General features: G+C 37.9%; 9 protein-coding genes. 1 reads left to right on the forward strand and 8 read right to left on the reverse strand.

The window, feature by feature from the left end; genetic code table 11:
- Positions 1–10: 10 nt before the first annotated feature.
- The 8 genes from nrfH to sdhA all read right to left on the reverse strand — a co-directional run bounded on the left by nrfH (position 11) and on the right by sdhA (position 9,153).
- Positions 11–544 (reverse strand): cytochrome c nitrite reductase small subunit, encoded by a 534-nt coding sequence (gene nrfH, locus N0B29_RS00540; protein WP_263831762.1) that lies wholly within the window; start codon positions 542–544, stop codon positions 11–13.
- 218 nt (positions 545–762) lie between these two features.
- Entirely contained in the window at positions 763–1,401 is a 639-nt protein-coding gene (locus tag N0B29_RS00545) for a Crp/Fnr family transcriptional regulator (protein ID WP_263831763.1), read from the reverse strand.
- A 126-nt stretch (positions 1,402–1,527) separates the two neighbouring features.
- Positions 1,528–2,238, reverse strand: coding sequence for a sulfite exporter TauE/SafE family protein (locus N0B29_RS00550; protein WP_263831764.1), 711 nt, complete (start codon positions 2,236–2,238; stop codon positions 1,528–1,530).
- A gap of 86 nt (positions 2,239–2,324) precedes the next feature.
- Complete coding sequence (locus tag N0B29_RS00555) at positions 2,325–3,938, reverse strand: methyl-accepting chemotaxis protein (RefSeq protein ID WP_263831765.1); 1,614 nt, start codon at positions 3,936–3,938, stop codon at positions 2,325–2,327.
- A 105-nt stretch (positions 3,939–4,043) separates the two neighbouring features.
- Positions 4,044–5,393 (reverse strand): OprD family outer membrane porin, encoded by a 1,350-nt coding sequence (locus N0B29_RS00560; RefSeq protein ID WP_263831766.1) that lies wholly within the window; start codon positions 5,391–5,393, stop codon positions 4,044–4,046.
- A gap of 92 nt (positions 5,394–5,485) precedes the next feature.
- Positions 5,486–6,340 carry an 8-methylmenaquinol:fumarate reductase membrane anchor subunit gene (sdhE, locus tag N0B29_RS00565; RefSeq protein ID WP_263831767.1) on the reverse strand — a complete coding sequence of 285 codons (855 nt, stop codon included), beginning with the start codon at positions 6,338–6,340 and terminating at the stop codon, positions 5,486–5,488.
- 3 nt (positions 6,341–6,343) lie between these two features.
- The gene (sdhB, locus tag N0B29_RS00570) at positions 6,344–7,303 is read right to left on the reverse strand and encodes an 8-methylmenaquinol:fumarate reductase iron-sulfur subunit (RefSeq protein WP_263831768.1); all 960 of its coding nucleotides are present in this window, start codon (positions 7,301–7,303) and stop codon (positions 6,344–6,346) included.
- Entirely contained in the window at positions 7,303–9,153 is a 1,851-nt protein-coding gene (sdhA, locus tag N0B29_RS00575; RefSeq protein WP_263831769.1) for an 8-methylmenaquinol:fumarate reductase flavoprotein subunit, read from the reverse strand. Before sdhA ends, sdhB begins: the two co-directional genes overlap by 1 nt.
- Positions 9,154–9,336: 183 nt before the next feature.
- Here sdhA and N0B29_RS00580 point away from each other — a divergent pair, with 183 nt between their 5' ends.
- Complete coding sequence (locus N0B29_RS00580) at positions 9,337–10,236, forward strand: LysR family transcriptional regulator (RefSeq protein ID WP_263831770.1); 900 nt, start codon at positions 9,337–9,339, stop codon at positions 10,234–10,236.
- Positions 10,237–10,253 lie beyond the last annotated feature (17 nt).

A 10,253-nucleotide genomic window follows, 5' to 3' on the forward strand; every position in this document is an offset into this window, starting at 1 on the left:
ATTTCTCCTTTTACTTAACTTCTTTGACACCTAAATTATTAGGTGTTGTTGTAAGACCTCTAACTTTACCATGCGGTACGCCCTTATGACATTCCCAGCAACGTCTACCCGTTGCCACACTTGGATCGTCATAATTATGATTTACATCGGCATTTTTAACCATTTGAGAGGTTAAACTCGCATGACAAGAAATACAATTCTCCTGTACTCTTTTCGCTCCATCGTCACTGATTTTAATGGCATTTTTGTACGTATTAAATGTAAACGCAACACTATGGTTGTAACCATCTCGCGCTTTTGCAATGTACTTATTAACCATATTATCACGTGGTAAGTGACAATCGATACAACCAGCCCTTTCAGCATGTGAACTGTGTTGCCATGTCGCATATTGCGTATTCATGACGTGACAGTTTATACAGGCCTTAGGATCATGGGAGAGATACGATAGCGCTTTAGATGCGTGTACTATATAAGCAAAAAAGCCTATAGCCACAACAAAAACACAAAGTGCCGCGTACTTTAGGAAATTACTATTTTTCACATTTCCTCCTTTGATGTTCTGTGTTGCTTTTCAACTAAAGCAACAACGCCTAACTCAAGCCAAAACTACAAGGAAAGTCTCCTCACCTTGTCAAAAGCCTACAAACCTCCTAATTATTAATTTTAATTTAATCTAATAATCTAATGAAAGCTATAGGGAATTGTATAAAGAAAGGCGAAAAAAAACCTTGACCTATGTCAAGCAGTCATGAAAAAAAGTTATAAAACCTCTTCTAGCTTTTGACGATCAATGACTTGAATATGGTGCTTATCATCGAGTTCGATAAACCCAGAAGATTTAAATTTTGAAAGGGTACGGGAGAGCGTTTCGGGAGTAAGGTTGAGAATGGAAGCTACTTGGGTATTTTTAAGCGTTTTAAAGAGCTCGCCATTTTCCAAAATAAACTTTGCAACTTTGGCATCTGCGGTTAAAATAACCTCTTTTTGAATGACATCAATAAGAATTTTGTGTTTTGCAATGAGAGACTTGATAATCTCAAAAGAGATTTCAGGATTTTTGAAAAAATCTTGCTCTAATGCTTTGTAGTCGATGCGAAGCACTTCGCTATCGCTCATAAATTCAGCTGTTGCAGGATAAGGAATATTCTCAAAATTGGCAAGTTCTGCAACCAATCCACCAGGATAGAACTGATGTAAAAAAATCTGTTGTCCTTTGTGGTTGGTTTTGTATACTTTAAGCGTTCCTTGGAGGAGTACATAAAGATAAATGGGTTCATCGCCTTCATAAAAAAGAATCTCTTTGGCTTTGTACTTTTTAATAACAGAAATTTTTTTGAGTTTTTCAAGTTGAGCATCATTAAGTTTTGAAAAACACGGAACATTTCTAATTCTATCCATAATACAGAGCCTTTACAATAAAAGTTAAGCTATCCTAACTTAAGCATGATTAGAACTTTCTTTAAATTATGAAATATTTTCTTTTTCATGTATAACATTTCTATCAAAATTGATTTAACTTCAAAGTTATATAACACTCAGAATACTTTTGACGGCCAAGATAGAAAGAAAGATTTTTAATATAAAAATTAATTTTTTACCATCTATTTTCTCTCTTACTTGTGTTCCAATATAAGAGCCTACAATGGATCCAATAATCATACTAATAACAATACTAAGATAGTCACGAAATACAAATCCAAAATAGATAAACACTATGATTTTTAATACATGTGTTAAGCACATGAGAATTGCTGATGTGGCAACGACTTTATTTTTGTCTTTAAACTCTTTAAGTAATTTTGTCATTGTAAGTTGCCCTGTTGTACCTACAATAACAGATACGCCAGTTTGAAAAAAACCAATGACATAATAACTTTCGTACTTCATTATTGCCTTATTAAAATTTTCAGACCATAATGACAATAAGATATATGCTCCTAAAAACAAAGGAATATAGGTAAGTGATACCACTTTTAAAAAAGCCATAAAGATACCAATACCAATCAGTGAGCCTATTAAAAACTTTGGTATGACTTGGAACTGTATATCTTTATGCCCAAAATAAGCTCTTGATATATTGCTTGTAATCTGGTTCAAACTATGTATAGGGATAAGAGCATTTGTAGGTAAGAAGATAGGGAGTATGGAAATAAGCAATAATCCACCTCCTATACCAACAACACTTGTTATAAGGGACGTACAGAAGCTAATAAATCCTAAAATAAATGCATCCATGACATCATCTTTCTAAAAAGTTTAAAACATGCAAGACACACACCCTGTCAATATCCTTATAGCCTCTACATCTTGAATTTAAGTGTTTATCTAAACTGCTGGAGCTTACTATTTAAAATTTCAGACAAACGAGAGAGATGATCTGCCGCTGCTGCGATTTCTTCAACACTTCTGGCATTTTGAGAGGTCAAAATATTAATGTTACTAACCATCTCAACAATCTTGTCAGTATCTTGTGAAATCTTACGTGAGTTTTGTGCACTGGTTGTCACCGCTGCAACACTCTCTTGCATGACTTGTGTTGTTCCTAAAATAGTTGTTTCTACGCCACTAGAAACATTGGAAAGTCTTTCAATATTTTTAGCATTTCTTCCCATTTGTTCTGAAGAGTCCACAATGGATTGAACAATGATATTAATCGTTGCATTAATCTCAGTGAGTGATGTCTGTGTACGTTCTGCTAGTTTTCTTACTTCATCTGCAACAACCGCAAACCCACGTCCATGTTCCCCCGCCCTTGCAGCTTCAATAGCCGCATTAAGTGCTAGTAAATTGGTTTGGTCAGCTATCTCAGAGATAACGATTAAGACTTGCTTAACTTGCTCTGCATCATGACTCATCTGTTCTAATTTTTGAGCAAGGGCAGATTCTGATTGGCTAGCTTGATCCATCTCACCACGTAGCGCTATCACTTCATGTTTAGCATTATCGAGTCTTGCACCTGCTGTGGCGATGTTTTGTTTCATGCTTTCAGAAAGAATGGCTGTCTCTTGAACAAATACCTTAATGGCTTCAATTTCATGGATCGTACTCTCAACAATAATGGAGCTTTGCTCGGCGTTTCTTCCTATTTGTATACTCGTAGTACTCAATTCATGTGAAACGGATGCATTTTCACTTGAAGAGTTTTTGGCATCAAGAATGGTGTATTCTAATGTATTCACTAAATCATTAAAACTATCCACAATCTCTTTAATCTCATTTTTTTTATTATAATTGATTCTAAATTTAAGCTCTTTGGTTCGTACAAAATTGGTGATGCTATCGTGTATAAGACTTACACCTTGCATGATATTGTTCTTAATAAGATAACTAAGAATAACCGTTAAAAGAATAACCAACGCTATAATAATCGTCATTTCAATGCTTGCAGTCTGTTTTGTACCTTGCGCAACAAGAGCATTGTCTTCCGAGAGTTTTTTATTGTATGTCATCTGTTCATCAATGGTGTCGGTTAAATTACGTGACATTTTCCGATTTTTAAGCATAAAATCTTTAGCTTCGACTTTTTTATCTTCTCGTGACATCTGCAAGACTTGATCTGCCATCGCGATGTAAATTGCGTAGAGCTGTTTCTCTTTCTCATAAATTTCTTTATCTTTGGCATCCATTGCAAACGTCTCATAATTTTTTAAATTATTTTCAAATTCTCCTCTATAAGTACGATATCTTTCATCTAGAATTTTGATTTCATTTTTATCATTGATATCTGTGCCAAGATGTTCCCACAATAAAAGTCTAATACGATAAAACCCTCTTTGCATATCGTCCAACAATAAAACACTCGGCAAGGTACTTTTTTGGCATGTTGTCGTGGTTGTATAGATTTGATCCATTTTAACAAGGCTAATGCCAAAAATAATAGATGTACCTAAAATAGCTGATATCAACATAACGAGGAGTTGTTTTGAAAGAGTCATGTAGATCCTTTACTGAAGTTTTTAACTCATAAAGGGAGTATCCCATGGGATACTCCCTTTTTTCTACCTTCAAAGAGACATGAGTTTTAGACTATAGAGAACACATTAAAATTTATAATTCGCTTTAAATCTAAGTTCATCCAAATCTGCTGTAAATTTGGTACTGTTTGAATAACGTGTTGTTTCAATTTCTTGTTTTTCATACTGAAGCTCTAAGCTCAACCCTTTTACAGCGGGAACAGCATAGGTTACACCCGCAGCATAAGAGGTATAATCTGCACTTGTTTGAGCATTTCCAACTCTGTCTTGATTGGCTAAGCCATATTGTAAAATGGTTGCAAGTCCTGTAACACCCACTTTAGAGAAATCATACGTAAAATCAACACGGTAAGAATCGGTATTTGCGCGTAATGATGGACTACTCGCTTTTACCAAAGTTGCGGTGTAACTTGATGTTCCATTACCGATACCTGAGATAACAGCGTCATTTTTACTTGTTGTTGCTGCAGTAAAGGCTAAACCAAAGCCTGCTAATTCGCTAATCGAAATACGTCCAGCAGTTTGTGTACCATCAAAATAGATAGCATTGACACCCGTTCCAGAGACTAAATCTGTTTTTGAACCACGGTAATTAAGATCAAATTTAAGTTTAAATCCATTCATAGGAAGCACATAATTTGCCTCTGTGTAGTACATATTGACATCTTGTGTGTTTGTTACAACAACGTCACCCGCCCACGCATATTGTGCTGTTAAGGTGAGGTTTGGGATCGATTTATTGATGATTGCAAGCGTATAAGCATCATCAAAGAGATAGGTTGTATTGGCATTAATACCTAAGAAAATAGCACGTTTTTCAAAATTTGGCGCATCACCAGCAGTTGAACCCATGCCATAGCTTGTTCTTCCTTGAAACTTGTCAATAAAACCTGCCATGACTGTTGTTGCAGGAATGTCCGTATTAACAATCGTTGCACCCTCAAATGACTCTTTTACGATACGTGAACCACTACCGTTAACAACTGGTGTTGAAATGTACTGGCGACCAATTTTAGCATTGGTTTTACCAATGGTGTAGCCTAAATAGGCTTCAGAAAGAACCGCTCCTGAACCCCACATATCATCTTGATATGCTGTTTTACCCTCAGCATCAACAAATGGTGCAGCACTCGCTACCATTGTTGTACCAAGATTGAAGCCATAAAATGTATCGGTTACATAATTTAAAATAGCTACGGTATTGAGAATATCTCCCGTTTTTGCAGTATCTTTTACAACACTTGTTGGAGCTGTTGAAGAGTTGAGCTTTTCTGTATCTTTATCAAAATACCATGCCCTAAGCTCACCACTCACTTTACCATTTTTAAATGCGTCAGCCAGATTGTCTGCTGCGAAAGAGCTCGATGCAAGACCTGCAACGACCATAGCCACCAAGCTAAATTTCACCAATTTCATATTCATCTCCTTAAAATTTTAAAAACCATTTTTCCACTCTATAAAAAAACAAAACGTTCTACAGTACTTGCTGCAGAACGTTTCAAAAAGCATTATCCTAGTTTACTCGCATCAATGACGTTATAATCAAGACCGAGTTTTTTAGCAGGTATACCTAACGCTAAACCTACAATTTGCGCTAAGTGAAGAACAGGGACACGCGCCTTTGATTTTGTCGTAGCTTGGGCATCATCTTGATAGATGTCTATTTGCATTTGACACAACGGGCATGGGGTGACAAGACAGTCTGCTTTTGATTCAGCTGCACTGTTGACAATGCCACTGGTCATTTTCATAACTGATTTTTCAGCTGGATAAACCGCATGGAAACCGCAACAATCCAGACGTTTTGTAAATGGCACAACCTGCGCACCTAAGGCTGCTATAACCGTTTCAAAGCTGGTTGGATTGACGGAGCTTTCAAAGCCAAGATCTTTCCCCGGTCTCACACTATGGCAACCGTAAAAAACAGCCACTTTAAGATTTGAAAGTGGTTTTTGCACTTTTGACTTGATAAGTTCTGCATTTTGAGCCAATACCCAAAGAAGGCTTGTCACTTCGCTGGTACCTTTATAGCTCATATTACCTTTTGCAAGAAACGTATTGATACGCTCTTTTTCGCCACTATCTAATTGCGCTTTGGCACGGCGCAACATCAGTAGACAGGTACTGCACGTTGTAAGCATTGGTAAATTCATTTTCTCTGCCAAAGCAAGATTTCTAGCATTGGCAACCAATGTGGCTAGCGGGTCAACATCTTGTGCTTGAGAAGCACCACAACAACTCCATCCATTGATCTCTTTAAGTTTAATGCCAAGGACTGGCGCAATCGCTTCAAGAGACATTTTAGCTTCAATAGCGGCTTGAGTAAGCACGCATCCAGGGAAAAAAGCAAATTCGTTTTGCATACGTTACTCCTTGTGTGCAGCGTGAGCCGCTTCAATCATTTTTACTAAATCTTTATGACCTTCAATTTCATGTCCGCCAAAAATCTCTAACGGATTCATTTTCCCAGCACTCATCAGCGTCACAGCTGTTCCAGCGCGAAGAACTGTGCTAACTCCTTCTGTTCTAAGCGCAAGGCGAATTTCATTGAGACGACCTGAATCTTCAACCAAGTCAGTGTAGAAAGATTTTGCATGTGCAGGACCAACACCTGAGTTCAAGCCTTTTTTCATAGCCAACGCACGTAAGCCTGCAATGTCATCGGCTGCACTAATATGTTTTGGACAGCGATTGGTACACTCATGGCAGTGGACACAGTTCCAAAGACCATTTGCAACGGAAGGTTTAACGTGAATCATTGGGTCTTTCGTACGCGAATCATTCGCTACTTTCCATGCGTGAGTATAAACAAACGGCTCCATATAATCACTGCGATCTGCTGAGAGTTTATTACACTCAGATGCACACACACCACATAAGATACAATCCCATTGCCCTACAATACGATCGTACTCTTCTTGATTTTGAACACAACCCTCTTTTTCTGAGAATTTATCCTTTGCAACCAAGCCTGGTTTTACTTTACGAAGATTTTCAATTGCAGGCTCCCAATCTACGGCAAGATCAGAGATAACAGTGTAATTTGAAAGCGGAGAGATACGAAACGTATCGGCATCTTTGTACTCTTCAAACAATTCAGTCATTTTGGTATCACATGCAAGATACGAGTGACCATTGACACGTACACCACAGGCACCACAAATCGCCATACGGCATGAAGCTGTAAAGTTGAGTGTAAGATCAAGATGTTGTTTAATAAAAAGCAAAGTCCCCAATAAGGTCAACGCTTCTATATCCTTTTTCTCTACCGTATAGGTTTGTTGATAATTTTTTTTGCCATCAAAGCGATCAATGATAAATTTCATTAGTATTTCCTCTCTTCAATTTTAAACTGACCGACAACAACATCTTTCCAGTCTAAATGCATTTTACCGCTCTCATCCATTGTGACCATGGAGTGTTTTAAGAAGTTCTCATCATCACGTTTTAAGTAATCTTCACGGAAATGAGAGCCACGAGATTCTTTACGTGCTGTAGCACCCATAAGCGCCGCACGTGATGCAAGGAGTAAGTTACCAAGTTCCACATACTCTGTATAAGCTGTGTTAAACACAGGGTTTGTATTGGGGATACGAATTGCATCGTAGCGTGCTTGAAATTCTGCATGTTTATCCGCAAGTGCGAGTAATTTGGACTCTGTTCTAAAAATACCCATGTTATACCAGTTAGCAGCACCAAGCTCTTCACGAAGAGCGTACATATCATTCACATTGCCTTTGCCTGAACCTGTAATTTCTTTAAAATGACTTGTCCATTTAAGGGTTAAATCATTCAGGCGTTTACCGGCACCAAAGTCCGCTTTTGCTGCATACTCTGCCGCATTAATACCTGCAATTTTTCCGGTAACCGTTGCATCACACAATGAATTACCACCAAGGCGGTTTGCACCGTGAATGGATACACAAGATGCTTCACCGGCTGCAAAAAGTCCAGGAGCAGGCGTTGCCATCGTATCAATACTTGTTACGTGAATACCCCCCATAGAGTAGTGAGCTGTTGGGCGAATCGCAATTGGTTTTTCAACCAAGTCCATATTTTCAAATAAAAGACCAATGTGGCGAATTTGAGGTAAATTTCTCATAATTTTTTCTTTACCCAAATGCGTTACATCAAGAAGAACATAGGCCTCCATATCATGACCAAAAGCACGACCTTCACGAATTTCGGTTTCAATCGAACGTGCAACAATATCACGAGGTGCCAGTTCCATTTTATTGGGGACGTAGCGTTTCATAAAACGTTCACCCAGGTTGTTGAGCAAAATACCACCCTCTCCACGCGCTGCTTCTGTAATAAGCGTACCACCATGGCAAACACCGGTTGGGTGAAACTGAAGCATCTCTGGGTCTTTGAAGATCAGACCTGCACGAAGGGCTGCTGCTGCACCATCACCTGTTGCAATATAAGGCGTTGATGTTCTGTTCCAAAATACGCGCGTGTAACCACCCGTTGCTAAAACGACGGATTTTGCACGAACAGGCGCAATGTCACCGGTACGAATGTTTCTAAGCACTACACCCTCACAATGACCATTTTCAATGCTAAGGTCGAGCATATGATGATCCATCAAAAACTTAACACCGTGTTTTAGGGCATCATCTAAACAGGTATGGGTGAGAATATGTCCAGTTTTATCCGAAGCAAAATTACAACGGATTTTTGATGCACCTCCCGCATAACGTTTATCAACATTACCTTTACTATCGCGCGAAAACGGCATACCAATGTAATCAAGCTCATGAATTGCCGCACCTGCGTAGTTAGCAAATTTAAGTGCTGTATCTTGATCTACTAAGAAGTCGCCACCTTTAACAGTATCTTTAGCATGGAGTTCAAAAGAGTCTCCTTCACTAAAATCAATGACACCATTAATGCCGCCTTCAGCCATCGTTGTCGCACTTCTTGTTGGCATCACTTTACTGACAACGACAACGCTTAGATTTGGGTTCTTTTTACGTGCAGCAACAGCAGCTCTAAGACCTGCGGCACCTGAACCAATAATCAAAACATCGCAACTTGGCATTCCTGAAGTATTAGGTGTTGAAGTAGAAGTTGCAGCAAAAGCTTTTTCAACACCCGTTGTACTCACTGCCAATGCACCCATCGTAATACAGGCTGATTGCAGAAATTCTCTGCGGGTAAACTGTTCAGTCATAAAATTTCCTCTCAATAGTTTTATAAATTTAAAATTATATTTTCTAAATACATTTTAAATTTAATGACAGCAAAATATTAATACACTTTCATCCATAAGTCAAAGTACATTTTATGTATATTCTCATAGGTTTTTTGTTATGACTAGAAATGTTATTAAACAACTTAATTTTAGGAGTGTTAGATGAGTTTTAAACAAATAGAATGTGTTGTCATGGTTGCCAAATTAAAAAGCTTTACAAAGGCTGCACAAAAGCTTAAAATTGCACAACCATCCTTAAGTCAAAGCATTAATATTTTAGAAAAGCAGATTGGTGTACCTCTTTTTGATCGAAGTACAACACCTATTAGTCTGACGCATGCAGGAGAGATTTATCTCTCAAAAGCCAATGCTATCATCGAGCTGTACAATGACCTCAATGTGCAAATGCGTGATGTTACAGGATTTGAAAATGGAAAACTACGACTTGGTTTTTCGCAAACGGGATACCACTTTATTCCTGATGCATTGTCAATGTTTTACAAAAAATTTCCTAATGCTGACATCAAAGTATCGCAAGTGTTTTCAACATTAAAATTAGAGAAGATGCTTTTAGATGGAGATGTCGATATCGCAACACTGATATTACCTCTTCACTCAGAGGGACTAAGTTATAAAGTCATTAAAGAGGAGCAAGCCTTGCTTGCTTTGCCAATAACTCATCCTCTTGCTCAAAAAGTAAAAAAGAGAACAAAAGGATACCCTTTTGTCTCTTTGCGAGATCTCCAAAATGAAAAATTCATCTTGCCAAAGGACAGTCAAAGAAGTAGACCGATATACGACCAAATTTTTAAAAAAGCAGGTTTTGAGCCTAATATTTTTTGCGAAACAGAAACTTTTGATATAGCTAATGCTATTGTGGCATCGGGTATCGGTGCTTGTTTTACTGTCCCACAATTCATAAAAGAAGATAAGCAAGATAAAATCATGCTCTTTAGCATTGATGAACCACTCTTAACACGTACCGTTGTTCTTGCCTATCGAAAAGATAAACGTTTATCAAGAATTGCGGATGAGTTTTTATCTATAGCAAAAAGTTTATAAATCTTTTTGCTAAGAGT

It is taken from the genome of Sulfurospirillum oryzae (assembly GCF_025770725.1).
Taxonomy (GTDB): domain Bacteria; phylum Campylobacterota; class Campylobacteria; order Campylobacterales; family Sulfurospirillaceae; genus Sulfurospirillum; species Sulfurospirillum oryzae.

Coding starts and splice junctions, on each gene's coding strand:
- N0B29_RS00555 (WP_263831765.1), bottom strand. CDS start 3,938: ATGACTCTTTCAAAACAACTCCTCGTTATGTTGATATCAGCTATTTTA.
- N0B29_RS00545 (WP_263831763.1), bottom strand. CDS start 1,401: ATGGATAGAATTAGAAATGTTCCGTGTTTTTCAAAACTTAATGATGCT.
- N0B29_RS00560 (WP_263831766.1), bottom strand. CDS start 5,393: ATGAAATTGGTGAAATTTAGCTTGGTGGCTATGGTCGTTGCAGGTCTT.
- N0B29_RS00550 (WP_263831764.1), bottom strand. CDS start 2,238: ATGGATGCATTTATTTTAGGATTTATTAGCTTCTGTACGTCCCTTATA.
- sdhB (WP_263831768.1), bottom strand. CDS start 7,303: ATGAAATTTATCATTGATCGCTTTGATGGCAAAAAAAATTATCAACAA.
- sdhE (WP_263831767.1), bottom strand. CDS start 6,340: ATGCAAAACGAATTTGCTTTTTTCCCTGGATGCGTGCTTACTCAAGCC.
- N0B29_RS00580 (WP_263831770.1), top strand. CDS start 9,337: ATGAGTTTTAAACAAATAGAATGTGTTGTCATGGTTGCCAAATTAAAA.
- sdhA (WP_263831769.1), bottom strand. CDS start 9,153: ATGACTGAACAGTTTACCCGCAGAGAATTTCTGCAATCAGCCTGTATT.